Origin of the sequence: Streptomyces sp. NPDC086519 (assembly GCF_040686075.1) — a bacterium.
GTDB classification, from domain to species: domain Bacteria; phylum Actinomycetota; class Actinomycetes; order Streptomycetales; family Streptomycetaceae; genus Streptomyces; species Streptomyces shenzhenensis.
Genome location: NZ_JBFBJL010000049.1, coordinates 13,303 through 36,481 on the forward strand (window position 1 = coordinate 13,303; position 23,179 = coordinate 36,481).

Here is a 23,179-nt window from a genome sequence, read left to right on the forward strand (position 1 = left end):
GGACGTGCGGATCGTCGTCACCAACTGCAACACCACGCAGGAGATGACCGCGGAGATCGTACGAGGTGCCCGGGCCGCAGCAGGCCCGGGCACCGCCGTGACCGGGCTGACCCCGCACTGGGGGCCCGAGTCGGCCGAGGGCTGGCTCGACAGCTACCTGTCCGCGGCGGCGGTCCTGGACGCGCTGAGGTCGTACGACGGTCCGGCGTACGACGCGGTGGTCCTGGCCGGTTTCGGTGAGCACGGGCGCGAGGGCGTACGGGAGCTGGTGGACGTGCCCGTCGTCGACATCACCGAGGCCGCGGCCCACCTGGCCTGTCTGCTGGGCCGCCGCTACGGCGTCGTCACCACCCTGGACCGGTCGCGCGGGCAGATCGAGGACAGTCTGGAGACCGCCGGGGTCGCCCGGAACTGCGTCGCCGTCGCCGGCACCGGCCTCGGCGTCCTCGACCTCGCCGCTGACCCCGGGCGCACGGAGGCCGCGTTCCTCGCGGCGGCCGAGCGGGTCCGGGACGCCGGCGCCGAGGTGCTGGTCCTCGGCTGTGCCGGGATGACGGGGCTCCAGCGGGCGGTGGGGGAGAAGCTCGGGGTCCCGGTGGTCGACGGGGTGGGCGCAGGGGTGAAGCTGGCCGAGTCGCTGGTGACGCTGGGACTCACGACGAGCAGGGCGGGGAGCTACCGCAAACCGCTGGCGAAGAGACGGGTGTGGGGGTCCGCACCGGGGCGGCCGTAGCGCGGGTGCCCGCGAGGGCGCGGGCCGCCGCGGCGGCGGGAGTGCCCGACCGTGCCGGCCACCGCCCCTGTGTCCAGGGCCCGGGCGGCGGCGGCCGGCTCAGGGCTGCCACACGTACCGCACATCGGGCTCCCGCTCCTCGTTCCCGCTTCCGTCCGTGTGCTCGACGGCGACGAAGCCGTGCCGCTCGTAGAAGCGGTGGGCGGGCTTGTTGACCTGGAAGGTCCAGAGCGCGAGCCCCCGCGGGGAGCGTTCCTTGGCCAGCGTGACGAACCGGTCACCGACGCCGCGGCCCCGCCACTCGGGGGCCAGGTACAACTGCGACAGCAGATCCCCCGCCAGCACCATCATGCCCACGACCTGGCCGCCGGCCTCCGCCACCCACGTCTCCCGCTCCGGCACCACGACGTCCCGGATGTACGCGCGCACCTCGTCGTCCGACCGCGGCCGGACGACGGTGGGCAGGGCGGCGCCGAACGAACGCAGCCAGACGTCGGCGACCCCGGCGGCATCCGGCCCACCGGCGCGGCGCAGTACGACCTCGGCGTTCATACCGGCGCCCGCTCGGGGACGACGGCCGTGGCCGTGATCTCCACCAGTTGCCCGGGGTAGCCCAGGCAGGCCACCCCGACCAGCGTCGACGCGTGCGGCCCGGCGCTGAGACCGGAGGCCTCGACGACCTCCCACACGCTGGACAGCACCGCAGGCTCATTGCTCACGACGTACACGTCGGTCGACAGCACATGATCCAAATCGCTGCCGACAGTGCGCAACTGCTCCCGCAGGTTCGAGATCACCTGCTCGGCCTGGAGCGGCGGATCACCCTCCCCGACGAGCCTGCCCTCGCCGTCCAGGGGGACGGCACCGGCGAGGAACGCCAGCTTCGTACCGGCCTCGACGACGCAGACGTGGGAGTAGCCGGGCGGCGGGAAGAGAGCCGGGGCGGTGACGCGCTGGATCACGGGGGCTCCTGGAGTGACGGCGGGCAACCTGCCGATCATCCGCGCTCGCGCCGGGCGCCCGCACCTGGATTTCCGGCGCGGGGTGTCACGCAGTCCCTCCGGTGCGCCGGTGTCACACCGGCGACGCCCCCCCCGCAGCGGGCGGACCGCCGCGCGGCACCCGCCACCACCCGGAACTCCGCACTCCGGGAGGCCGAGCTGCTATTCGGCTTCGTGCCACATATTCGTCCTGCTCGAAAAATGGCTGTGAATGGGAAAGTTGGCGCTGCTACCGTCCTTCTCGTGGCGAAACTCAATCAGATCATCGCGGTCGAGAAGGGCATCAAGTCCAAGGCTCATCAGGACCTGACGGCCGCTCATCACGGGTTGCAGAAACCCGCGTTGCTGGCCGGTATCTCGCGTACGTATCAGCCGAAGGACGAGGAGGGTGAGCAATTGCCGCCCGAGTCCACGCGGGTTCAGGTCAAGGCCGAGGACGTGCTGCGGGAGACCTCGGCCACGCTGACGCGGCTCTTCGACGTGACCGCCACCAAGGACTGGGCGAACTGCGAGGCCAGGGCCGATGTGAAGGTGGACGGACGGGTGCTGGTCGCCGGCGCGCCCGTCGCCTATCTGCTGTTCCTGGAGAAGCAGCTCGTCGATCTCAGCACTTTCGTGAGGAAGCTGCCTGTCCTCGACGCCTCCGAGTCGTGGGTGCAGGACCCCTCGACCGACGCGTGGAAGACCGAGCCCGTGCGGACCCTGCGCACCAAGAAGGTGCCCCGCAACCACGTGAAGGCCGAGGCCACCGAGAAGCATCCGGCCCAGGTCGAGGTGTACTACGAGGACGTGCCGGTGGGGTATTGGACCACCGTGAAGTTCTCGGGTGCCCTGCCCGCCCGGCGCGTCAACGGACTCCTCGACCGGGTCGAGAAGTTGCAGCAGGCCGTCAAGTTCGCCCGGGAGGAGGCGAACGGCGCCGACGTCGTCGACCAGCGGGTCGGGGACGCCGTGTTCGGCTATCTCTTCGGATAGCCCTTCCAGACTCCCCGGCCCCTGCGGCCGGGGTGCGCGAGGAGCGCAAAGCTGAAGCTGAGGCTTGTCGTGAAGAGCGGTCGTACCCACAGTGCGCATCGGGCGGGCCGCGTTGAATCTCAGACTCTCGCTCCAGACTCAGCATTCGCCGCCGATCGCCGGATCGACCGGGCCCGGGCCCCAGTACGTCGAAACGCAGGTTCAAGTCCTGCCCGCGCAGCTCGATGCGTGGTGGTCCAAAGGAAGGACGCGACGACCTCACGACTGACCCGGGTTCTCAAGTGTGCCGGCGTGTGACGATGGGTGGCATTCCAGGGCCCGGGGGCAGGCTACGCCCTCGGGCCCGTTCCTCTTCCGCCCCGAATCGGGCCCGCGTTCCGCCCCGAATCGGGCCCGCGCGGAATTGCGTTCATAAAGAACCCGGCTCTCCGGGGCACTTGTCACACCCGCGAAATGCGAACGTACCTTTCCGCACCGGAACACGATCTACCGTGGACACACAAGCCAACAGCCCGGCCACCGTCGCCCGAAGGCACACCCCGCCCTCGTCCGGACAGGAGCCCCGTGTCGCGTCGTATCGCCCTGCCGCCCTGGCTCGCCCACGCCCTGCGCGCCCAGCGCGGGCCCGTGCCCTGGAGCGCGGTGACGAGAGGGGCGCTGGCCGCCGGGCCGTTGCTGCTCGCCGCCGTCCTGCTCCACCGCACCTCCCTGGGCGTCGTCGCCGCCATCGCCGCCATGCTCGCCGGGGTCAACGACCGGCCGGGCAGCCGGCGGTCCGCCGTACGGCGGCTCGGGGTACCCGCGGCGGCCGGGGCGGTGGGGCTGCTCGTCGGGACGTACGGCGGGGAGCACCTGACCGCCGTACCCCTCACCCTGCTGCTCACCGGGCTCGGGCTGGTCGCCGGCGGAACGAGTGCCGTCGGGCCCGTCGCCTCCGGGGCCGGGACCCAGTTGCTGGTCGCCGCCGCCATCGGGGCCGGGATGCCGGTCGCCGAGGCGGGCTGGCAGCGGGCCCTCGCCTTCCTCGCCGGCGCCGGGTGGCTGGTCGCGCTGCGGCTCGCCCTGCCCACCCCGGGCGCGATCGCCGGTGACTTCCGCTTCGACGGGGAGCGGGACGCCGTCGCCGCCGTGTACGACGCCGTCGCCGATCTGCTCGACGCGGTGGGCGGCGAGGCCGCGGGCCACCGGCGCGCCGCCCTCACCGCCGCGCTCGATCACGCCCAGGACGCGCTGACCGGGCCCCGGCTGCGGCGGTACGCCAGTTCCGCCGCCGAACGCCGGCTGCACGCGCGGTACGCCGCCGCCCTGCCCCTCGCCGAGGCGGCCACCGCCCTCGCCTGGGCCGGGGAGCCGATATCCGCGCGGGCGGCCGAGGGGCCCCGGCGGCTCGCCGTCGCCGTGCGGGGCAACGGCAGTACCGGCCCGCTGCCCGCGCCCTCCCGCTCCGCGCCCGCTCTGCGGGCCCTCGACGACGCCCTGCTGCGCGCCGCCGAGTCCTTCGACCGGGCCGAGCCGGGGGAGCAGCGGCCGCCCGCCCGGCGCCGCGGCCCGACGGAGATCCTGCGGGCCGCGCTCGGCAGCGGCGGACGGGAGTACGGGCTGCGGGTCGCCCTGTGCTTCGGGGCCGGCGCCGCCATCGCGCAGGCCCTGCACCACGCCCGCTGGTACGGCGAGCACCAGCACTGGTACTGGCTGCCCGCCACCGCCGTCTTCCTCGTCAAGCCCGACCTCGGGCCGCTCGCCTCCCGGGTGCTGTGCCGGGCCGCGGGAACCGTGCTCGGCGCGCTCGTCTTCGCCGGCCTCGCCGCCGTACTGCCCCGGCCCGAGGGACTCATCGCGCTGGTCGCCGTCTGCGGGGCGGTCATCCCGGTGTCCACGCGGCACTTCGGCGCCCAGACCGCCGTCGTCACCGTCCTCGTGCTCGCCCTGGTCATGGTCGGCGGCGAACCGCAGGCCTCCGTCAGCCGGATCGGCGAGACCCTGCTGGCCTGCGCGCTGGTGCTGATCGTCGGGCACCTGCCGATGACGGGGAAGCGGGGTGGCGGGGTACGGGCCCGGCTCGCGGCTGCCGGGCGGGCCGCACACGCCTATCTGGACCACGTCCTGGGCGGGTCCGGCGACCGCGGCGAACGCTGGGCCCTGCGCCGCGAGGCCTACCGCACCCTCGCCGAGGCCCGTACCGCCATCGCCCTCGCCGCCGCCGAACTCCCCGCCCTCGCCCGGCACACCGAGGGCACGGACGCGGTGGCCGCCGTACTCGAACGGCTTGTGGACACCACCACCGCGTGTGCCGTGCACCTCGACGAGACGGGCCGGCTCACCCCCCGGCACACCCGGCAACTCGAAGACCTGACCGCCGAGTTGGAGCGGGACGGGCAGCGCCTCGGGCTCGTGGTGCCCCGGATGCCGGCCGCCGTGTGAAGCGGCGCGGCGCCTCGGACGCCGCGCAGTCAGCGGCCCGAGGTGCCCTCCGGCGCCGTCACCGGGACGGGCGGGCGGTTCCGGACGGCGGGGATCTCGCCGGCCAGAGCGACGATCGACAGGGGCGGCCGGTCGCCGTGCACCTCGACGGCGGCCGCCGAGAGGCGGCCGCGGAACCGCCGACGCGTCCGGCGACGCGTCCGCCGACGCGGAAAAGATCTCCGGCCGCACCGATGAGTTTTCTTCCCTCCCGCGGTCACCACCCGGAACCGACCGTTGCACAGGAGGGCCCATGTCGCTTCCGGAGATCGTCTCGCGTGGGCGGTGGCGTGCCGCGCGCGCGGAGTTACTGCGCAAGGAGGAGGCGCTCACGCGCGCGCGGGACGCGCTCAGCGCCGAGCGGCGCCGGCTGCCCATGGTCGAGGTGGACGCCGAGTACGTCTTCGAGGGCGGCGACGGCAAGGCGACGCTGCTGGACCTCTTCGACGGGCGGCCCCAACTCGTCGTCCACCACTACATGTTCGCCCCGGAGTGGGAGGCCGGCTGTCCCGGCTGCGCCGCATTCCTGGACCAGGTCGGCCACCTCGCCCATCTGCGGGCGCGCGGCACCTCGTTCGCGGTGGTCTCCCGCGCGCCGTTCACCAGGATCCTGCCGTTCAAGGCGCGGATGGGCTGGACGGTGCCCTGGTACTCGTCCTGGCACAGCGACGGCATCCGCGACTTCAACCGTGACTTCGAGGCGACCATCGTCGTGGACGACGAACCGGTCGAACGGCCCGGGATCAGCTGCTTCCTGCGGGAGCACGACCGGGTCTTCCACACCTATTCCGTGTACGACGGCGGCCTCGACGGACTCGGTCCGACCACCTCCCTGCTCGACCTGACGGCCCTCGGCCGGGTACCGGAGGGCAGTGACCGCGTCCGGTATCACGACGAGTACGAGGACTGACACGACCGGTCACGAGCGTGGCCGAAAGTCAACGGACCCTCACCGTCCGCCCCCACGGGGTGTCGGCTATGTCTCAGTAGTGTCACCGGGCGAGCCGTTCGCGTTCTCCAGAGCGTTAACTCCTACAGGTACGACGCTTTTCTGGAGGTGCAGGATGGTGAACGGGCGAACCGTGCTCGAATGCTTTCCCGCAGGCGGACCGCGAGGATCATGGCCTGCGGAGGAGTTCGCGCAGGCCCGGCGGCTGGAAGGGCTGCCCGCCGAGGTCGTGATGGATCTGGCCACGGACACGTTCCTGGTCATCGTGCGCGGCACCGGCGGTGTCGAGAGCTAGCCGGCCTCGACGGCTTGCGATCCGGACGGCTGAGCGGTCTGGACGGCTGAGCGGTCTGGACGGCTGAGCGGTCTTGACAGCTATCCGGCCTTGCGGACCGGCAGCTTCGCCGTGAACTGGTTCGCCTGGAGCGCGTACAGCTCCGCGTAGACCCCGCCGTTCGCCAGGAGTTCGTCGGGAGTGCCCGACTCCACCACCCGGCCCTGGTCGAGGACGTGCACCAGGTCGGCGTGGCGGACCGACGCCAGCCGGTGGGTGATCAGTACGACGGTCTGCCCGTTGCCCGCCAGCGCGCGGATCTTCTCGAAGACCTCCAGCTCGGCGCGGGCGTCCAGGGCGGCCGTGGGCTCGTCCACGATCAGGATGTGACCGCGCCGGTAGGCGGCCCGCGCGATGCCCAGCCGCTGCCACTGCCCGCCGGACAGCTCGTGCCCGCCGCTGAAGTTGCGGGCCAGCAGGGTGTCCAGGCCGCGCGGCAGATCCTCCACCACCTCCTCCGCGCCCGCCTCCGTGACCGACGCGGCCAGCCGTTCGTCGGTGAGCGGTGCCGACGAGCGGCCGACTGCCACGTTGACCTTGGCGGTGAACGGCCAGCGTTTGAAGTCCTGGGCGACCATGGCGATGCGTTCGGCGAGCCGCTGCCGGTCGGCGCGCGCCGCGTCGACGCCGTCCCACAGGATGCGGCCGCGGTCCGGCTGGTACAGCCCGGCCAGCAGCTTGACCAGGGTGGTCTTGCCGGATCCGTTCTCGCCTACCAGGGCGACGATCCGGCCGAGGGGGAGGGTGAGCGTGACGTCGTCCAGGGCGGGACGGCGGTCGGCATCGCCCGGGTGGTCGCTCGGATAGGCGAAGGTGACGTTCTCGAAGCGGATCTCCCGGGGATCGTCCGGGAGCGGGTCGCCGCCGACCGGGATCGCCCGTTCGGCCGCCTCGACGTACAGCCGTTCCAGGTCCCCCACGAACAGCGCCTCCTCGTGCAGCGTGTTGATCTCCAGCACGAGGGTGTTGAGGCTCGCCGAGCCGCTGCGGATCGCGATCACCGCCGTACCGGCCACCGACAGGGCCATCGCGCCGCTCAGCAGCAGGCCGCCCAGCGTCGCGTACGTGGCGACGGTGGCGAGGCCGGTCCAGGCCGCCGCGATCAGGCCGGTGCGGGCCGCGAGCCGGGCCAGCCGGGCCTGCTCCGCCTCCGCGGTCTCCGACATGGCCCGGTAGTGCCGCAGCAGGAACGGTCCGACCCCGTGCACCCGGATCTCCGGCGCCGCCTCCGGCTCGGTGAGCAGGGCGCTGATCAGGTGACCGGCGCGGGCGTGCTGCACCCAGGTGTGGAACGACTCGTAGCGGCGCCGGGCGTTGGTCAGGGCGCCCCAGGCGCTCGGGATCGTCATCGTGATCAGCAGCGGGAGCAGGGCCGGGTGCAGCACGGTCAGCACACCGGCCGCGGTGATCAGCGAGATCATCGCGTTCACCACGCGCGTGCCGTACATGATCATGCGGCGGGCCGAGGAGGCGCCGTACTGCGCGGTGTCCAGCAGCTTGTGGAAGGCGTGGTCCTCGATCGCGGCGAGCTCGACGGCCGCGGCCCGCTCCAGGTACATCTCGGTCGCCACCCGTTCGACCTTGGGTTCCAGGCGGCCGGTGGCGTACGTGGAGGCCGCGCGCAGCACGGCGGCCACGAACAGGACGGCGGCCATGGTCACCAGGGCGGGGGCGGCGCCGCGCAGCCGTTCCTCGATGGTGCCGGTGCCGATCAGCCGGCCCAGCACGCTGTTCACGGCGAGCAGGCTCACCGCCTGGGCCGCCCCGACACCCACCTGCGAGGCCAGGACGATCCGCGCGGCCCGGGCGTCCGCCTGCCGGGCCAGCCGCAGACTGGACGCGAGCATGCCGGGCAGCCGGGTCATCATGGCGCGGAAGTCCAGCTCCAGGAAGGCGTCCCGGTGCTGGTTCCAGCCCATGTCGTAGCGGAGCGGTCCCCCGAACAGCAGCTGCTCCGACTCCGACACCTCGGGCGCCGGCGTGTCCCGCCTCTTCCTCACCGCGATCCTCCCCGGGGCCGTGTCCGTGGACGAACGGCCACTATCGCGGCCGGAGCCGTCCCCGGGCAGGGCGCGCGACGAAGCTCGCGGGGCGCGGGGGAGTGCGCGAGGGGTGCGGACCGAGGCCGCCCCGGACCGCGCCATGGACGGACAGGGGCCGCCTTGGACGACCACGGGAGGATGGTGGCCCCCTTGGACCGGGTCACGGCCGGACGGAGGCGGCCTTGGACCGGGTCACGGGCGGATGCAGGCCGCCTCGGCCCACTTACGCCCGATCCGGTCGGCCCCACCCCTGGCGTCCGAAGGCGCGCGGCGTCACGCGCTCAGCGGGCGGGTCCACTCCGGTGTCGCCCCCGTCACCCGGCACAGGGCGACGTACAGCGGTATCGGTGGGGTGTACGGCAGCGTGCCGTCGGGGCGGTGGATGAGGCGGGCGGTGCCGGGGAGCGGGGCGCCCGGGCTGTAGTGGGCCGGGGCGGGCCAGGTGAGGGCGTCGTCGGAGTCCGACGGGACGATCCACCACCAGTGCGTGCCATCGGCGAACACGCAGCCCACTCGCGGCAGCCGCGACACGACCAGTGGCCCGAGTCGCGCCGGTACCGCCACGGCGTCGCAGCCCAGCGGTGCCGTCATGCCCTCGGGCAGCGGGAACGACCCGTGTCCGCCGGCGCCGTCGGCGGGCGACGACCGCCGGTCGCGCTTCAGGCGGACCAGGGTGTCGAGGCCCAGCGACTGGCCGGAACCGGGCGCGCCGTTCATGCCTGCCTCCGCCGGGGGTCGTACCCCTGCGCCCCGGACCGCTCCTGCGCGCCGGAGCCCGACGACGGTGGGTGCGCCGGAGTGTGCGCGGGCCCGGGCGACGAGCCGCGCGACGGCCCCGGAGCGGGGCGAGCGCCCCAGCCCAGGTCGTTGCGTGGCTCGGCGGTGTCCTGGGCGGCGTCGGTCTGGCGCGGCAGCTCCGCCCAGACCAGCAGCCCGGGCCCGTGCTCCTGAGCCCCCCAGGCCTGACACAGCGCGTCGATGAGGAGCAACCCCCTCCCGTGCTCCTCCTCCGGGCGCTGCGGGGACGGGTGGGGCTCATCGGGCGCACAGCCCTCGTCGTGCACGGCAATGCGTACCGTGTCGTCGTGGTCGTGCAGCTCGCACACGACGTGACTGCTCGCGGTGTGCACGATCGCGTTGGTGACCAGCTCGGATATGACCAGGGCGGCGGTGTCGCAGGTGTCCGCGCAGACCGACCAGCCGGTCAGTCGGGCACGCACCAGGCGTCTCGCCTGGGCGGGGGAACCCGGATGAGCGGCCAGCTCGAACCGGAACCGGCGCCTGGCGGTGCCCTCACCTGGGCCGGCTGCCTCTCCCACGCTCGAACCAGTGCGCACGGGAGGACTCCCATCGGCGCCGAGACCAAGTCGGCCTGCGGCGGCGTCTGTTCCTAAGGGCGCGGACGGAATCACGCTTGCCACTATCGCCCTGCCGTGAACACTTGGCAAGTATCACTCTGAAAAATGCAGAGTGCTGTGTGACGCGGTGAAGGGCCGTGGCACACTGCTCGCAACAGCATGTCGAGCGGCGCCAGTTGGGATCAGTGCGGATCCGGCGGACCGATCCGGCCAATGCGACCGATGTCACCGAACAGGACTGTTCCGGCTGTTCGGGTCGGTTCGGTCTCCCTGGTCGTCACGGTCATTCCGTCAGGTCTTCGAATGAGTCTTCGAGTGGCGCCGCTGGGCTGTCAGCATGCCGGGTGACACCTGTATGCGCGTTGACGGCCAGGACGCCGGCGAGCCCGACGGGCGAGCCCGGCCAGGGAACTTGTGGAGGTGGGGCGTGAGCGAGCCGCGGTCCGCACCGACGGTGGGCCAGGTGGTCCTCGGCCGTCGCCTCCTCGACTTGCGTGAACGCGCGGGGCTCAAGCGCGAGGAGGCCGCCCGGGTGCTCCGCGTGGCGCCCGCCACCGTCCGCCGTATGGAGATGGCCGAGGTCGCCCTCAAGATCCCGTACGTCCAACTGCTCCTGAAGGCCTACGGAGTGGCCGACGACGAGGCCGACCTCTTCGTCCGGCTGGCCGAGGACGCCAACAGGCCGGGCTGGTGGCAGCGGTTCCACGACATCCTGCCGAGTTGGTTCTCCATGTACGTCAGCCTGGAGGGCGCGGCGAGCCTGATCCGCTCCTACGAGCCGCACTTCGTGCCCGGACTGATGCAGACCGAGGACTACGCGCGCGGGGTGCTGAAGTCGGGCGCCGTCGGCCAGACCGAGCCGGAGGAGATCGAACGCCATGTCGCCCTGCGCATGCAACGCCAGCAACTGCTCACCCGCACCGATGCCCCCCGCTTCTGGGTGGTGATGGACGAGACCGCCCTGCGCCGCCCGGTCGGCGGTCCGGAGGTGATGCGCGCGCAGATCGACCGACTGCTCGAAGTCACGAAGCTGCCCAATGTGACGCTCCAGGTCGCCCCGCTCTCCAGCGGGCCGCACCCGGGGACGTACGGGCCCTTCGTGCTGTTCCGATTCGCCATGCCCGAACTGCCGGACATGGTCTACAGCGAGTACCTGACCGGCGCCGTCTACCTGGACGCGCGCACCGAGGTGGCGACCCACCTCGAGGTCATGGACCGCATGGCGGCGCAGGCCGCTACGGCACAACGCACGAAGGAGATCCTCCGGGATCTCCGCAAGGAGCTGTGAATGGATCGCACAAAGCCCCAGTCCGGGCCGCGGAACCGCATAGGGCGGATCTACAACGGCATGCCTGCCCGGGAACTGGGCAGCGAGGGCTGGCACAAGCCGTGGAGCGGTGGCAACGGGGGCAACTGCCTGGAGGCGATGAAGCTGGCCGACGGCCGGATCGCCGTCCGCCAGTCGACCGACCCGGACGGGCCGGCGCTGATCTACACCACGGACGAGATGACGGCCTTCATCGAGGGCGCCAAAGCGGGGGAGGCCGACTTCCTGCTCTCCTGACCCTGTTCCCTTGCCTCTTTTTCCTTTTCCTCGTGGTTCAACTTCTTTGTAATGGTGCTGAACTGGTCATCCACCGCACAGGACGCTCCCGGAGCGCATGACTCCGTGGTCAACCTGTGTCATCCGCGCCGATCTGCCCCGATCGACGGCGGTCCGGCCGCGACAAGCGGGCCGGACCGCCGGCTTCGGCGGGACGGCGACGGGGTCAGGTGGGGGGCGCCCACGTCACACCGCCGCTGAACTCCATGCCGTCCGGACCCGCAGGGACTGCGCCTACACCGTCATCGGCCGGTCGTGCGGCGATATCGGCGACGGCAGTCGCGAACTCCCCGTCAGATAGTGGTCGACGGCCGTCGCCACCGCCCGCCCCTCCGCTATCGCCCACACGATCAGCGACTGCCCGCGCGCCGCGTCCCCGGCGGCGAACACGCCGGGCACGTTCGTGGCGAACCCCGTGTCCCGGGAGATGGTGCCGCGCGGCTCCGTCGCCACCCCGAGCTGGTCGAGGAGTCCGTCCTCACGGTCGGGCCCGGAGAAACCGAGCGCCAGCAGCACCAGGTCGGCGGGGAGTGTCCGCCCGGTCCCCGGCACCGGCCGCCGCGCCTCGTCCACCTCCACCAGGTGCAGCGACCGCACATGCCCGCTCCCGTCGCCCGTGAAGCGAAGCGTCGACGCGGCGAACAGCCGCGCGTCCGCGTCCGCCGAGGGCGCCGTCTCCAGGTCCCGCGCCTCCTCGTGAGCCGCCGACAGCCGGTAGATCTTGGGATACGTCGGCCACGGCTCGGCATCCTCGTCCCGCTCCGCGCCGGGCTGCGCGTAGATGTCCAGCTGGGTCACCGACGCGGCCCGCTCCCGTACCGCGGTCCCCAGGCAGTCCGCCCCCGTGTCACCCCCGCCCACGATCACCACGTGCTTACCGGCCGCCGACATCGGCGACTCGGCCAGATCCCCCTCGCACACCCGGTTGGCCAGCGGCAGATACTCCATCGCCTGGTGTATTCCGTCCAACTCCCGACCCGGCACCGAAAGTTCCCGCCACGCCGTCGCCCCGGTCGCGATCACCACGGCGTCGTACCGGGCCCGCAGCTCCGCCGCCCGCAGGTCCCGCCCGACCGCCACCGACGTACGGAACTTCGTCCCCTCGGCCCGCATCTGGTCCAGCCGCCGTTCCAGGTGGTGTTTCTCCATCTTGAACGCGGGGATGCCGTACCGCATCAGCCCGCCGAGCCGGTCGTCCTTCTCGTACACGGCGACCGTGTGCCCGGCCCGGCTCAGCTGCTGCGCGGCCGCGAGCCCGGTCGGCCCGGAACCGATCACCGCCACGGTCCGCCCGGACAGCCGCTCCGGCGGCCGCGGCGAGGCGAGCCCCTCCGCCCACGCATGGTCCGCGATGGCGCACTCGACGTTCTTGATCGTGACGGCGGGCTGGTTGATCGCGAGCACGCACCCCGCCTCGCACGGCGCCGGGCACAACCGTCCCGTGAACTCGGGGAAGTTGTTCGTCGCGTGCAGCCGGTCGCTCGCCGCCCGCCAGTCCTCCCGCGACACCAGGTCGTTCCACTCGGGGATCAGGTTGCCCAGCGGACACGCGTCGTGGCAGAACGGCACCCCGCAGTCCATGCAGCGGTCCGCCTGCTTGCTGATGATCGGCAGCAGCGCCCCGGGGACGTACACCTCGTCCCAGTCCCGGACCCGCTCCTCGACGGGCCGCCGCGGCCACTCCTCGCGCGGCGTGGTCATGAACCCCTTGGGATCGGCCATGGTCGTCTTCCTCGCATGCGGTTACCCCAGGCCGTGCTTCAACTTGCGGCGCTCTTTCGGCCACGATACGTCCCCTCGGTCAGGCCCGCAGGGTGGCTGACAGCGCTTTCTGGCAGGGCTTCCTCAGGGTGGAGCCAGCCGGGATCCGGTCTGGAGCCGGCGGGGGGCCGGCGGATGGCCAGAGAGGTGCCGGAGAGGGGCCGGAAAGGATCCAGGCCGAAGCCGGCCGGGGTCAGTTCTTCTCCCCTGTCTCCCTCAGGACAGGGCCAGGACATAGACGACCGCCGCCGCGGCCGCCGCGACCGTGCGCACGTGGTTCCAGAGCGTCCACTCACGCACATACACGGGCCAGTAGGAGACGGCTTCCGGGATGCCCGGCTCCAGCTTGGCCAGCGCCTCGTTGCGGGGCACGTTCGCCATCGCGGTCAGCCCGAAGGAACCGAACAGGTACAGCCCGCTGCCCAGCAGCAGCTCCGCCTTGCCGTGGTCCGGCCACACCACGAACGTCACCACCGCGATCATCGCGCACAGCACCGCCGACCCCACGAACACCAGCATGAACGCCGGGGCCAGGGCCGCCCGGTTGACCGCGTTCATCGCGGCGACGCCCTGCGCCGGCGGCAACGAGGCCAGCCCGCGCATCACGAAGGTCGAGAACCCGCAGAACACCCCCGCCACCAGTCCGGTCCCCAGCACTCCCACCAGAACCAGCACGTAATACGGCCCGTCGATCACGACCACCACACCCACTCTCGCCCCCGGACACCTCCGCCACTCAGGTCAATGCCCACGAGTCGCCCCTCCCCATGGCTGTGAAGCCCCTCCACACACACATCCGACCGGAAACACCCCACGCCCACCTCCATACTTTTCCCAGGCAGCGGCGTCCCGGCATCCCAGGGGCCTGAAGGGCCGCTCCCTGCGGCGACGACGCGCGCATCCTCCCGACGGATCACGCCGCCTCGCCGTCCCGTCCCTGCCCGGCGTCACCCGCTCAAGCGGATCTCCACCCCGGCCTCCCACTCCCGCAGCACCGCCTCCACCGTCCGCGCGATCCGCCGCCGCGCCTCGTACCGCGGCACCCCGCTCATCAGCAACTGGTCGTACGGCGTGTCCACGTGCCGTACCCCCGCCACCACCGCCGAAACCACCGCCCCCTCCGACAGCGCCCGCCCGGCCGCCGTCCGCCCGACCCGCCCGCTGCCCCGCACCGACGCGTGCGCCGCGATCGCCCAGGCCCGCTCCGCCGGACAGCCCGGGAACAGACGCAGGATCTCCGCCGCGAACGCGTCCGTGAACCGCACGTCCTCGGCCGCCCGCCGCTTGGCGTCCCGCGCCCGGCGCCGCCGCCGCGCCTCGGCGTCGGCCAGACACCGCGCCTCGGCCCGGACCAGCGCGGCCTCCTCCACCAGGACGCCCCGCCGCTCGTAGCGGCTCTTGCGCCGGTTGAACCGCACCACCACCGCCGACAGCGTGCTCTCCTCACACGACCGCCGGGTCAGCGCCGTGTCCCCACGTGGCAGGAACACCAGATGCCCGAGATCGGCACACTCCAGGCACCGCGGCACCCCGTCCTCCACCACCAGGAGCGGCAGCGGCCCCCGCCGGCACGCCGCACACCGCTTGTGCCGCAGCGGCTGCACGACGAGAAGTCCACCGCGCTCAGAGGGAGTTGCAAGGCGCGTCATATGCGGTACCTTCCCCTCGCCGGGGGGTGATCCCACGTGGTTCGCGCCACCCTGTGAGCCGGACTGCGTCGTTCTTCCGCCCTGCTCGCGGACCGTCCCGCCGCCGCCGTCACCGCCGCCGCGCCCGGCACCGCCCCGCCGTGTCGAACGGCCGACCCGGCATCATGATCCTGTGCGACTCGAAGCGATCACCTGGGACCGGCTCGCCGAGCGTCTCGCCGAGCGGTTGGCCGACCTGAAGCCCGCCGACGGGAGTGCCTGGCCACGCGTCGCCTTCGACGGCGCTCCGGCGGCCCGGCCGGGCGACCTCGCGGAGCGCGTCGGCGAGGCGCTGCGCGTCCGGGGCCGGCCGTCGCTCGTCGTGGGCACCGAGGGCTTCCTGCGCCCCGCCTCGCTGCGCCTGGAGCACGGGCGCCGGGACGCGGAGTCGTACTACGGCGGCTGGTTCGACACCAACGCCCTGTGGCGCGAGGTCTTCGGCCCCCTCGACCCCGGCGGGACCGGCCGTGTCCTGCCCGATCTGTGGGACCCGGCCACCGACCGCGCCACCCGCAGCCCCTATGTCCCACTCCCGCCCGGTGCCCTCCTGTTGCTGCACGGGCCGCTTCTGCTGCGGCACTGGTTCCCGTTCGACCTGACCGTCCACCTCCTGCTGACTCCCGGCGCCCTGCGCCGCCGTACCCCCGAGACCGACCACTGGACCCTCCCCGCCTTCGAGCGCTACGCGGCCGAGACCGACCCCGCCGGTACGGCCGACGTCCTGGTCCGCGCGGACGACCCGCGGCATCCGGCGTGGAGCGGCTGAGCCGTCCTGCGCGGGGCATGCTCCGGCACACCGCGCTCACGGTCTTCGACCCGCCTGCGGAGAAGGACGAGGAGACCCGCCTGATCGTCAGGGTCGTGCCGCGCAGGGGCGCCTTCCCGGCCTGAGGCGCCGCTCGCGGGCGGACGGCTCAGAGCCAGCCGTTGCGCCTGAAGCCCCGGTACAGCGCCAGACACGCCGCGGCTATGACGCCGATGACGAGCGGATAGCCGAACCGCCAGTGCAGCTCCGGCATGTGATCGAAGTTCATGCCGTACACACCGCACACCATCGTCGGCACGGCGATCACCGCGGCCCAGGCCGTGATCTTCCGCATGTCCTCGTTCTGCGCGACCGTCACCTGTGCCAGATGGGCCTGGAGAATGGAGTTGAGCAACTCGTCGAAGGCCGCGATCTGTTCCTTCGCGCGCATCAGATGGTCGAGCACATCCCTGAAGTAGGCCTGTATCTCCGGAGCGATCACCCTTATCGGCCGGGTGGTCAGCTCCTCCATCGGTCTGCCGAGCGGCACCACCGCCCGCTTCAGTTCCAGGAGTTCACGCTTCATCTGGTAGATCCGGCCCGGGTCGGCCCGCGCGCCGTTCTCCGCGAACACGTCCGCCTCGACCTGGTCGATGTCGCCCTGCACCGCGTCCGTGACGTTCAGGTAGTCGTCGACCACATGGTCGGCGATGGCGTGCAGCACCGCCGCCGGCCCCTTGGCGAGCTGGTGCGGCGCGGCCTCCAGTTCCTCGCGCAGCGGCCCCAGCGAGCCGTGCCGGCCGTGCCGTACCGTGATCACGAAGTCCTCGCCGACGAACACCATGATCTCGCCGGTGTCGACCACCTCGCTGGTCGCCGTCAGCTTCTCGTGCTCGACGTAGCAGACGGTCTTGAACACCGCGAACAGCGTCTCGCCGTACCGCTCCATCTTCGGGCGCTGATGGGCCTCGACCGCGTCCTCCACGGCCAGCGGGTGCAGGTCGAACAGTTCGGCGATGTCCGCGAACTCGGTGTTCGTCGGTTCGTGCAGTCCCAGCCAGACGAACCCCTCGCCCTTCCTGCGCACCCGTTCCACGGCGGAGAACAGATCGCTGCACTCCGGGACCCGTACCCCGTCCTCGTACGTCACGCAGTTGACCACCGAGGAGCCGAGCGGGGACCGCGCGTGATGGTTCAGGTCGACGCGCGGCAGCCGCCGGGCCAGCCGCGCCACCCTGCGCAGGCCGCCGGACCTGCCCAGCCCCGTGACCTTCCGCAGATTCCCTGCCATCGTCATCCGGATCTCCTCGCGTGGATCCACTCTTGCAACGCTTCCCGCCTTGCCCGGCAAGTCTGCCAGCCCGGTGTGAGACACGGGTAAGCCTGTGGGAACGGCGAGTTCCGCTTGGTTCCCGCCTGTGGACAACCGGATGCCCGGCTCGGACACCCGCAGGTCGACAGCTGGTTGTCCCAGTTACCCGGGTTCCCCGTCTCCGTCGGCGGCACGCTCGCCGCGGCCAGGCGCCGGCTGCCCCGGACAAGCCGGGCAACTGGGATCATCGCTTCATGACCCAGGCCGACGGATATCTCCTCGACAACCGCCAGAGCGAGGCCGGACAGCGCTTCGACGCCTTCGCGGACCTCTTCGACCCGACCACCTTCCGCCACCTTGAGGCACTCGGTCTCGGACCGGGCTGGCGCTGCTGGGAAGTCGGGGCCGGCGGCACCTCCGTGGTGTCCTGGCTCGCCGAGAAGGTCGGGCCGGCCGGTCGGGTCGTCGCCACCGACATCGACGCCTCGCTGCTGGCCGCGGCCGCCCAGGCGCCGGTCGAGATCCGCACCCACGACGTCGGCGCCGAGGAGCCGCCGGAGGAGGGCTTCGACCTGGTGCACGCCCGGCTGGTCCTGGTCCATGTGCCGGACCGGGAACGGGCGTTGAGCTCGATGGTCAAGGCCCTGCGCCCCGGTGGACGACTGCTGATCGAGGACGCCGACCCCGCCCTCCAGCCCCTCACCTGCCCGTACGAGTACGGCCCCGAGCAGCGGCTCGCCAACCGGCTGCGCCAGGGCTTCCGCAAGCTCCTCGCCGAACGCGGCGCCGACCTCTCGTACGGCCGCAAGCTCCCCCGGCTGCTCCGCGAGGCCGGGCTGCACCAGGTGGAGGCCGACGCCTACTTCCCCGTCGCCTCGCCCGCCTGCACCGCCCTGGAGACCGCCACGGTCCGGCAGATCCGCGACCGGCTCGTCACGGCCGGTCTGGCCACCGACGCGGACATCGACCAGCACCTGGCCAATGTCGCGACGGGCAGCATGGACCTCGCCACCGCCCCGATGATCTCGGCATGGGGCCGCAAGCCGTAGCCCGCCGCTTCCGGACGCGGTGCCGTGGCCGGTCGCGCCGATTCCCGGCCGGTGCCGTGGTCACTCGCGGGCGGGCGGTCTCGCGCCCACGCGCTCCACCGCCCGGGCACCCGCCCGGCAGCCCCGCGCCGCCGCCTGCCGCGCATCCGCGCCGGCGACCAGCGCGGCGAGGAACGCCCCGGTGAAGGCGTCGCCGGCGCCCGTGGTGTCCCGGGGCGTCGCCGGTGCGGCCGGGATACGCGCGAGGACTTCGCCCGACCGCGCCACCAGCGCACCGTCCGCCCCCGCCTTGGCCACCACCAGCGGCACCTGGCGGCTCAGCTTGGCCGCGGCGTCCGCCGGATCGGGCAGCCCCGTCAGCAGACAGGCCTCGTCCCGGCTCGGCAGCAGGACGTCCACCCCCTCGACGAGCGCCAGAAAGCGGTCCACGCCCAGCGCCACGAGGAACCCGGCCGACGCCGGGTCTAGGCTCACCGGCACGCCACGCGCGCGTGCCGCCGCCAGGGCCACCGCCACCAGCGCCCGGCTTGGTTCGGAGAACAGCAGATATCCGGAGAGATGCAGCCGGGCCACTCCGTCGAGCAGCGCGTCCGACCAGTCGGCGGGCTCCAGCCGCAAAGAGGCCCCGCTGTCCGTGAGGAAGGTGCGCTCGGCCGAGGCACCGTGGTCGACCAGGCAGATCACCGTTCCCGTCGCCGCCTCCGGGTCCACCACGAGCCGGGGCCGCACCCCGGCGGCGACCAGCTCCCGCTCGTGCCACCGTGCCGCGTCCGCGCCCACCCGCCCCAGCAGCCGTACGTCCGCACAGCCTGTGTGGGCGGCCCAGCTGGCCACATTGGCGCCCGCCCCGCCGGGCAGCGTCCGGATCCCGGCGGCCGTGTCGGTACCGGCCGCGAGCGGCCCCCGGTACCGCGCGACGACATCGGTGACGACGTCCCCGACGACCAACAGCGCCCCGCCTCCGCCCCCGCCCTGCTCCCGGTCGCCGCGAGGTGTCACCTCGCCGCCCGGTGCCGCCTCCCGACCGGTCGTCACCCCCTGGCCCACGCCGAGGCGATCCGCGCCGCCAGCCGGACGTTGCCGCGCACGGCCGCGAGGTTGGCCTCCAGCGAGGCGCCGTCCGTGTGCCGGACCAGATAGCCGAGCAGGAACGGTGTGACCGCCTGACCGGTGATCCCTTCCGCGTCGCACGCGTGCAGCGCGTCGGCGAGCACGCGCGCGTGCAGCACCGGGTCGAGCTGCTCCGCCTCCGGGACGGGGTTGGCGACGATCAGCGCCGTGTCCGACGCGTCGAGCGCGTCCTGTGCCCGCATGACGTCCGCGACCTGCTCCGGGGTCTGCAGCGTCCAGTCGACCGGATGCCCGGAGTCGGACAGGTAGAAGCCGGGGAAGCGGTCCGTACCGTATCCGGCGACGGCCACGCCCAGGGTCTCCAGCCGCTGGAGGGTCGCCGGCACGTCCAGGATCGACTTCACGCCCGCGCACACCACCGTGATCCGGGTGCGGGCCAGCAGGCCCAGGTCGGCGGACTCGTCCTGGGTCACCGTCCACTCCCGGTGCACGCCGCCCAGACCGCCCGTCGCGAACACCCGGAGGCCGGCCAGCGCGGCCAGCTGCGCCGTCGCCGACACGGTGGTCGCCCCGCTCGCCCCCGCCGCCACGGCGAGCGGCAGGTCGCGGTGGCCCAGCTTGCGGATCCCCTCCTCGTTCGCGACCCGCTCCAACTGGTCCTTGTCCAGGCCGACACGGGGCCGCCCGTCCAGCACGGCGATGGTCGCGGGCACCGCGCCCGCACGCCGTACCGTGTCCTCCAGCTCCAGCGCCACCTGGAGGTTGCGCGGGCGCGGCAGCCCGTGCGCGATGATCGTGGACTCCAGGGCGACCACCGCGCGGCCCGCGTCGAGCGCCTCCCTGACCTCTTCCGACACCACCAGCACCACGCCTGCCTCCTGTCCGTCGGTCTTCCCTCATCTCTGGCGGGGGGCACCCCCGGATAAACGCTTGCGGCCTGTGGGGGACGCCACCAGCCTGGGCGGCATGACGCATCACCCGGCACGTCTCGACCACGTCGTCCTCTGGGTCGCCGACCCGGCCGCCGCGGCCGGCTTCTACGAGCGGATGCTCGGCCTGGAGCCGCTGCGGGTTTCCGAGTTCACCGCGGGAGCGGTGCCCTTTCCCTCCGTACGCGTCAACGAGGAGACCATCATCGACCTCGCGCCGCTCACCCTCGCCGAGCGCATGCCCGCGCTGCCCGGCGCCGCCGACAGCGCGGGCCACCCCGTGAACCACGTCTGTCTGTCCCTGCCGTCCGACGCCTTCGACGCCCTGCGCGCCCGCCTCGCCGAGTACGCCGTCCCCATGACCGGCATCGGACACGACTCCTTCGGCGCCCGCGGCCCGGCTCCGCGCAACTTCTACTTTGGGGACCCCGACGGAAACGTCGTGGAGGTACGGCACTACGGCTGACCGCGCGGGCGGGGCGCCGCACGACCGGGGCCGGCCGCGACGGCGGGGCGTCGCACGACCGCGGCCCGGAGCCGTGTCTCAGAACAGCGGCTCGGGCAGCACACCCTCCAGGGCGAGCAGTCTTCGCTTGGTCTCCAGACCGCCCCCGAACCCGCCGATCCCGCCGTCGCTCTCCACCACCCGGTGACACGGCACGACGACCGGCAGCGGGTTGGCTCCCATCGCCGCGCCCACCGCCTGCGCCCCGCCGGGCTGCCCGACCCGCCTCGCCAGATCGCCGTATCCGACCACCGTGCCGTACGGGACACCGGCGGCCAGTTCGCGCAGCACCTGCCGGTTGAAGCCCGAGATCAGCGACCAGTCCAGTGGCAGGTCGAAGTCCTGCCGGCGGCCCGCGAAGTACGCCTCCAGCTGGGATACGGCCTCGGCCAGCAGCGGGTCCGCGGGATCCTCGACGGGCTCGGTGCCCAGCCGGGCCGCCAGCCGCTCCACGGTCCGCTCCCGTATCGCGTCGGTGGCGTGGAACACCACGTTGACCAGCCCGCTGCCGGTCGCCGCGAGCAGCAGCGGACCGATGCCGGTGCCCACGACGGCCCACACCACCCGCTGCCCGTCCTGCCCTTCGCTGTCCATGCGTCCCACCGTACGGCCCGCCACTGACAATGCCCGCCGCCCCGGCCCGGGTCAGCTCGCGCGCAGCGCGGCCCGCACCACGTCCGGCTTGTTGGTGATGATCCCGTCGACGCCGTAGCCGACGGCCTTCCAGGTGGTGACCGCGTCGTCCACCGTCCAGGTGAAGACGCGCAGTGGCCTGCCGTGCGGCCCGTCGAGCGCGTGCACGGTGTTCACATAACCGGCGGAGATCGAGTTCACCGAGGGGTTGACGAGGTCGGTGAAACCCGCGTACCGGTGCAGGGACGCCACGGACGGTGTGCCGAGGTAGCCGGTCGTCACAGCGGGCCGCAGACCGTGCACGATACGCAGGCTGTCCGCGCTGAAGCTCTGCACGACGAGCCGGTCCAGGTGCCGGCGGTCCAGCCAGCCCTCGTCGCCCAGCAGCCCGAGGATCTGCCGCTCGATGCCGGGATACAGCTCCGGGTTCTTGATCTCCAGAAGCAGCTTCTCGTGGTTGTGCTCGACCCGGCGCAGGTACTGCGGCAGCGTCGGCACGCGCGTACCGGTGTACGAACGGGAGAACCAGCTGCCCGCGTCCAGCCGGGCGATCTCGGCCGCGGTGAAGTCCTTCACCTTCCAGGGCGCCCGGCCGGGGAAGACCTGTTCGACGTCGGTGGTGCGCCGAAGGCTGTCGTCGTGGATGACGACGAGCCGGCCGTCCTTGGTGCGCTGGACATCGTTCTCGACCCAGGTGAAGCCCAGCGCGGCCGCCCTGTCGATGGCGGCCAGCGTGTTCTCCGGGGCGTAGGCGGCCGCACCCCGGTGCGCGAGCACCGTGGGCTCGGCGACGTCACCGGCCCGGGCGGCGGGGACGGGGCTCAGCAGGGCGGCCGTTCCCAGCAGCGCGGTGGCCGTGGCGGCGACTGCGCGCGCGTGCATGCGTAGTCCTCACGTCGAACGAATACGGACAGCACCAGAGTGACAGCAGTGAGTCAACAGCGGTCGGGTACGGGATGGCCACAGATTGAATGGAGTTGCCCAAGCCCGCTCACTGTTGCCGCACAACTGCGGCAAGGGCGTGTTTCTTTGCCGGAAAATCGTTCGACCATTCCGGTGCGGGTCATACTCTCTGCGTCGACCCTGACCGCTCGGGCGGTCCTGGGGCGGGGGCGCATGGCACATATTCCGGGTCGCAAAGGGTGAAGGGCAGCCGCGCATGCAGGGCACGGTCGACGGATTCAGCTATGGGGTCGTCACCCCGCTGGTGGCCTATGTGATGGCCTGCCTCGGTGGCGCCCTCGGGCTGCGCTGCACGACCCGGGCGCTGCTGGTGGCCCACTCCTGGCGGCCCGCCTGGCTCGCCCTGGGCTCGGCGGCGATCGGCTCCGGCATATGGACCATGCACTTCGTCGCCATGATGGGGTTCAGCGTCAAGGAGACGCCGATCCACTACGACAAACCGATCACCTATGCGAGCCTCGGCCTCGCCATCGTCATGGTGAGCGTCGGGATCTTCATGGTCGGCTACCGTGGCGCCACCGGGACCGCGCTCTTCACGGGCGGCACCGTCACCGGTCTGGGCATCGCCTCCATGCACTACCTCGGCATGGCCGGCCTGCGCCTCAACGGAAACCTGGCGTACGACACGCCCACGGTGGCCGCGTCCGTGCTGATAGGGGTCGTGGCCGCCACCTCGGCCCTGTGGGCGGCTGGGCAGGTCCGCGGCTTCCTGTGGAGCGTCGGCGCGAGCCTCGTCATGGGACTCGCCGTCAGCGGCATGCACTACACCGGCATGGCCGCCCTCTCCGTCCACCTCCACAGCGCCGGCGTGACGACGCCGGGCGACTCACCGGCCTCGCTGCTCGCCCCCATGCTGATCGGCCCGCTGGCCTTCCTCTGCCTCGCCGCCGCCGTCGTGATCTTCGACCCGCTGATGGTCATGGGCAAGCCCAGCCGGCTCCGCGTGGAGCACAAGCCGGGCGTCCCGGCCGACGCGGTCACCCACCACCCGAGCCGCCGCCCGTCCCTCCGCGTCGGCCGCCAGCAGAGCCACCACGCTTCGCGAACCCCGCAGAACCGCTGATCAGA

General features: G+C 72.6%; 24 protein-coding genes. 11 read left to right on the forward strand and 13 right to left on the reverse strand.

The features are described from left to right. The first annotated feature begins 4 nt into the window (after nucleotides 1-4). Nucleotides 5-733 carry an aspartate/glutamate racemase family protein gene (locus AB0P24_RS34460; RefSeq protein ID WP_365801016.1) on the forward strand — a complete coding sequence of 243 codons (729 nt, stop codon included), beginning with the start codon at nucleotides 5-7 and terminating at the stop codon, nucleotides 731-733. Between the two features lie 99 nt (nucleotides 734-832). Here the strand turns inward: AB0P24_RS34460 and AB0P24_RS34465 are convergent, their stop codons facing one another. Together AB0P24_RS34465 and AB0P24_RS34470 are read right to left on the reverse strand one after the other, a co-directional pair. Further along, nucleotides 833-1,285: a GNAT family N-acetyltransferase gene (locus AB0P24_RS34465; protein WP_365801018.1), complete on the reverse strand. Its 453-nt coding sequence runs from the start codon at nucleotides 1,283-1,285 to the stop codon at nucleotides 833-835. Beyond that, the gene (locus tag AB0P24_RS34470) at nucleotides 1,282-1,695 is read right to left on the reverse strand and encodes a RidA family protein (protein ID WP_365801020.1); all 414 of its coding nucleotides are present in this window, start codon (nucleotides 1,693-1,695) and stop codon (nucleotides 1,282-1,284) included. Before AB0P24_RS34470 ends, AB0P24_RS34465 begins: the two co-directional genes overlap by 4 nt. Nucleotides 1,696-1,977: 282 nt before the next feature. On the opposite strand from AB0P24_RS34470, the gene AB0P24_RS34475 reads away from it, so the two are divergent. The 4 genes from AB0P24_RS34475 to AB0P24_RS34490 all read left to right on the forward strand — a co-directional run bounded on the left by AB0P24_RS34475 (nucleotide 1,978) and on the right by AB0P24_RS34490 (nucleotide 6,413). Further along, nucleotides 1,978-2,709, forward strand: coding sequence for a hypothetical protein (locus AB0P24_RS34475; protein ID WP_365801022.1), 732 nt, complete (start codon nucleotides 1,978-1,980; stop codon nucleotides 2,707-2,709). Nucleotides 2,710-3,273: 564 nt separating this feature from the next. After that, complete coding sequence (locus AB0P24_RS34480) at nucleotides 3,274-5,130, forward strand: FUSC family protein (protein WP_365801024.1); 1,857 nt, start codon at nucleotides 3,274-3,276, stop codon at nucleotides 5,128-5,130. 292 nt (nucleotides 5,131-5,422) lie between these two features. Beyond that, nucleotides 5,423-6,079 carry a DUF899 domain-containing protein gene (locus AB0P24_RS34485; protein ID WP_365801026.1) on the forward strand — a complete coding sequence of 219 codons (657 nt, stop codon included), beginning with the start codon at nucleotides 5,423-5,425 and terminating at the stop codon, nucleotides 6,077-6,079. Nucleotides 6,080-6,233: 154 nt separating this feature from the next. Continuing rightward, complete coding sequence (locus tag AB0P24_RS34490) at nucleotides 6,234-6,413, forward strand: hypothetical protein (RefSeq protein WP_365801028.1); 180 nt, start codon at nucleotides 6,234-6,236, stop codon at nucleotides 6,411-6,413. An 80-nt stretch (nucleotides 6,414-6,493) separates the two neighbouring features. On the opposite strand, the gene AB0P24_RS34495 is transcribed toward AB0P24_RS34490, so the two are convergent. The 3 genes from AB0P24_RS34495 to AB0P24_RS34505 form a co-directional block, all read right to left on the reverse strand. Further along, nucleotides 6,494-8,371: an ABC transporter ATP-binding protein gene (locus tag AB0P24_RS34495; RefSeq protein WP_365801103.1), complete on the reverse strand. Its 1,878-nt coding sequence runs from the start codon at nucleotides 8,369-8,371 to the stop codon at nucleotides 6,494-6,496. A 396-nt stretch (nucleotides 8,372-8,767) separates the two neighbouring features. Continuing rightward, nucleotides 8,768-9,211, reverse strand: coding sequence for a hypothetical protein (locus AB0P24_RS34500; protein WP_365801030.1), 444 nt, complete (start codon nucleotides 9,209-9,211; stop codon nucleotides 8,768-8,770). Next, nucleotides 9,208-9,915: an ATP-binding protein gene (locus tag AB0P24_RS34505; protein ID WP_365801032.1), complete on the reverse strand. Its 708-nt coding sequence runs from the start codon at nucleotides 9,913-9,915 to the stop codon at nucleotides 9,208-9,210. Before AB0P24_RS34505 ends, AB0P24_RS34500 begins: the two co-directional genes overlap by 4 nt. 364 nt (nucleotides 9,916-10,279) lie before the next feature. Between AB0P24_RS34505 and AB0P24_RS34510 the strand changes: the two genes are divergently transcribed. After that, on the forward strand, nucleotides 10,280-11,140 hold the full coding sequence (locus AB0P24_RS34510; protein ID WP_365801034.1) for a helix-turn-helix transcriptional regulator: 861 nt from the start codon (nucleotides 10,280-10,282) through the stop codon (nucleotides 11,138-11,140). Then, a complete protein-coding gene (locus AB0P24_RS34515; RefSeq protein ID WP_365801037.1) occupies nucleotides 11,141-11,416 on the forward strand; it encodes a DUF397 domain-containing protein in 276 nt (91 codons plus the stop codon). 273 nt (nucleotides 11,417-11,689) lie between these two features. On the opposite strand, the gene AB0P24_RS34520 is transcribed toward AB0P24_RS34515, so the two are convergent. From AB0P24_RS34520 to AB0P24_RS34530, 3 genes are all read right to left on the reverse strand, one after another. Beyond that, nucleotides 11,690-13,177, reverse strand: coding sequence for a glutamate synthase subunit beta (locus AB0P24_RS34520; protein ID WP_365801039.1), 1,488 nt, complete (start codon nucleotides 13,175-13,177; stop codon nucleotides 11,690-11,692). Between the two features lie 255 nt (nucleotides 13,178-13,432). After that, nucleotides 13,433-13,912 carry an anthrone oxygenase family protein gene (locus AB0P24_RS34525; RefSeq protein ID WP_365801105.1) on the reverse strand — a complete coding sequence of 160 codons (480 nt, stop codon included), beginning with the start codon at nucleotides 13,910-13,912 and terminating at the stop codon, nucleotides 13,433-13,435. A 251-nt stretch (nucleotides 13,913-14,163) separates the two neighbouring features. Beyond that, nucleotides 14,164-14,865 (reverse strand): DUF2293 domain-containing protein, encoded by a 702-nt coding sequence (locus AB0P24_RS34530; protein ID WP_365801041.1) that lies wholly within the window; start codon nucleotides 14,863-14,865, stop codon nucleotides 14,164-14,166. A gap of 172 nt (nucleotides 14,866-15,037) precedes the next feature. Here AB0P24_RS34530 and AB0P24_RS34535 point away from each other — a divergent pair, with 172 nt between their 5' ends. Next, nucleotides 15,038-15,670 (forward strand): uridine kinase, encoded by a 633-nt coding sequence (locus AB0P24_RS34535; RefSeq protein ID WP_365801043.1) that lies wholly within the window; start codon nucleotides 15,038-15,040, stop codon nucleotides 15,668-15,670. Between the two features lie 148 nt (nucleotides 15,671-15,818). Here the strand turns inward: AB0P24_RS34535 and AB0P24_RS34540 are convergent, their stop codons facing one another. Continuing rightward, nucleotides 15,819-16,946: a magnesium and cobalt transport protein CorA gene (locus AB0P24_RS34540; protein ID WP_365801045.1), complete on the reverse strand. Its 1,128-nt coding sequence runs from the start codon at nucleotides 16,944-16,946 to the stop codon at nucleotides 15,819-15,821. A gap of 269 nt (nucleotides 16,947-17,215) precedes the next feature. On the opposite strand from AB0P24_RS34540, the gene AB0P24_RS34545 reads away from it, so the two are divergent. Further along, nucleotides 17,216-18,010, forward strand: a complete 795-nt coding sequence (locus AB0P24_RS34545; protein WP_365801047.1) for a methyltransferase domain-containing protein — start codon at nucleotides 17,216-17,218, stop codon at nucleotides 18,008-18,010. 60 nt (nucleotides 18,011-18,070) lie between these two features. Here AB0P24_RS34545 and AB0P24_RS34550 read toward each other — a convergent pair whose 3' ends face one another. After that, nucleotides 18,071-19,009, reverse strand: coding sequence for a PfkB family carbohydrate kinase (locus AB0P24_RS34550; protein WP_365801107.1), 939 nt, complete (start codon nucleotides 19,007-19,009; stop codon nucleotides 18,071-18,073). A 32-nt stretch (nucleotides 19,010-19,041) separates the two neighbouring features. Beyond that, the gene (locus AB0P24_RS34555; protein WP_365801049.1) at nucleotides 19,042-19,950 is read right to left on the reverse strand and encodes a pseudouridine-5'-phosphate glycosidase; all 909 of its coding nucleotides are present in this window, start codon (nucleotides 19,948-19,950) and stop codon (nucleotides 19,042-19,044) included. A 97-nt stretch (nucleotides 19,951-20,047) separates the two neighbouring features. On the opposite strand from AB0P24_RS34555, the gene AB0P24_RS34560 reads away from it, so the two are divergent. Beyond that, nucleotides 20,048-20,476, forward strand: coding sequence for a VOC family protein (locus AB0P24_RS34560; protein WP_365801051.1), 429 nt, complete (start codon nucleotides 20,048-20,050; stop codon nucleotides 20,474-20,476). A gap of 78 nt (nucleotides 20,477-20,554) precedes the next feature. On the opposite strand, the gene AB0P24_RS34565 is transcribed toward AB0P24_RS34560, so the two are convergent. Together AB0P24_RS34565 and AB0P24_RS34570 are read right to left on the reverse strand one after the other, a co-directional pair. Beyond that, a complete protein-coding gene (locus tag AB0P24_RS34565; RefSeq protein WP_365801053.1) occupies nucleotides 20,555-21,109 on the reverse strand; it encodes a methylated-DNA--[protein]-cysteine S-methyltransferase in 555 nt (184 codons plus the stop codon). A gap of 51 nt (nucleotides 21,110-21,160) precedes the next feature. Then, nucleotides 21,161-22,030, reverse strand: a complete 870-nt coding sequence (locus AB0P24_RS34570) for a glycerophosphodiester phosphodiesterase family protein (RefSeq protein ID WP_365801055.1) — start codon at nucleotides 22,028-22,030, stop codon at nucleotides 21,161-21,163. Between the two features lie 277 nt (nucleotides 22,031-22,307). Between AB0P24_RS34570 and AB0P24_RS34575 the strand changes: the two genes are divergently transcribed. Beyond that, nucleotides 22,308-23,174: an MHYT domain-containing protein gene (locus AB0P24_RS34575; protein WP_365801057.1), complete on the forward strand. Its 867-nt coding sequence runs from the start codon at nucleotides 22,308-22,310 to the stop codon at nucleotides 23,172-23,174. Nucleotides 23,175-23,179 lie beyond the last annotated feature (5 nt).

Excerpts from the sequence above, each read along its gene's own strand:
- AB0P24_RS34520 (WP_365801039.1), bottom strand. The coding sequence starts at position 13,177 with ATGGCCGATCCCAAGGGGTTCATGACCACGCCGCGCGAGGAGTGGCCG.
- AB0P24_RS34495 (WP_365801103.1), bottom strand. The coding sequence starts at position 8,371 with ATGGGCTGGAACCAGCACCGGGACGCCTTCCTGGAGCTGGACTTCCGC.
- AB0P24_RS34490 (WP_365801028.1), top strand. The coding sequence starts at position 6,234 with ATGGTGAACGGGCGAACCGTGCTCGAATGCTTTCCCGCAGGCGGACCG.
- AB0P24_RS34545 (WP_365801047.1), top strand. The coding sequence starts at position 17,216 with ATGACCCAGGCCGACGGATATCTCCTCGACAACCGCCAGAGCGAGGCC.
- AB0P24_RS34500 (WP_365801030.1), bottom strand. The coding sequence starts at position 9,211 with ATGAACGGCGCGCCCGGTTCCGGCCAGTCGCTGGGCCTCGACACCCTG.
- AB0P24_RS34530 (WP_365801041.1), bottom strand. The coding sequence starts at position 14,865 with ATGACGCGCCTTGCAACTCCCTCTGAGCGCGGTGGACTTCTCGTCGTG.
- AB0P24_RS34570 (WP_365801055.1), bottom strand. The coding sequence starts at position 22,030 with ATGCACGCGCGCGCAGTCGCCGCCACGGCCACCGCGCTGCTGGGAACG.
- AB0P24_RS34485 (WP_365801026.1), top strand. The coding sequence starts at position 5,423 with ATGTCGCTTCCGGAGATCGTCTCGCGTGGGCGGTGGCGTGCCGCGCGC.
- AB0P24_RS34540 (WP_365801045.1), bottom strand. The coding sequence starts at position 16,946 with ATGACGATGGCAGGGAATCTGCGGAAGGTCACGGGGCTGGGCAGGTCC.
- AB0P24_RS34560 (WP_365801051.1), top strand. The coding sequence starts at position 20,048 with ATGACGCATCACCCGGCACGTCTCGACCACGTCGTCCTCTGGGTCGCC.
- AB0P24_RS34465 (WP_365801018.1), bottom strand. The coding sequence starts at position 1,285 with ATGAACGCCGAGGTCGTACTGCGCCGCGCCGGTGGGCCGGATGCCGCC.
- AB0P24_RS34515 (WP_365801037.1), top strand. The coding sequence starts at position 11,141 with ATGGATCGCACAAAGCCCCAGTCCGGGCCGCGGAACCGCATAGGGCGG.
- AB0P24_RS34575 (WP_365801057.1), top strand. The coding sequence starts at position 22,308 with ATGCAGGGCACGGTCGACGGATTCAGCTATGGGGTCGTCACCCCGCTG.
- AB0P24_RS34565 (WP_365801053.1), bottom strand. The coding sequence starts at position 21,109 with ATGGACAGCGAAGGGCAGGACGGGCAGCGGGTGGTGTGGGCCGTCGTG.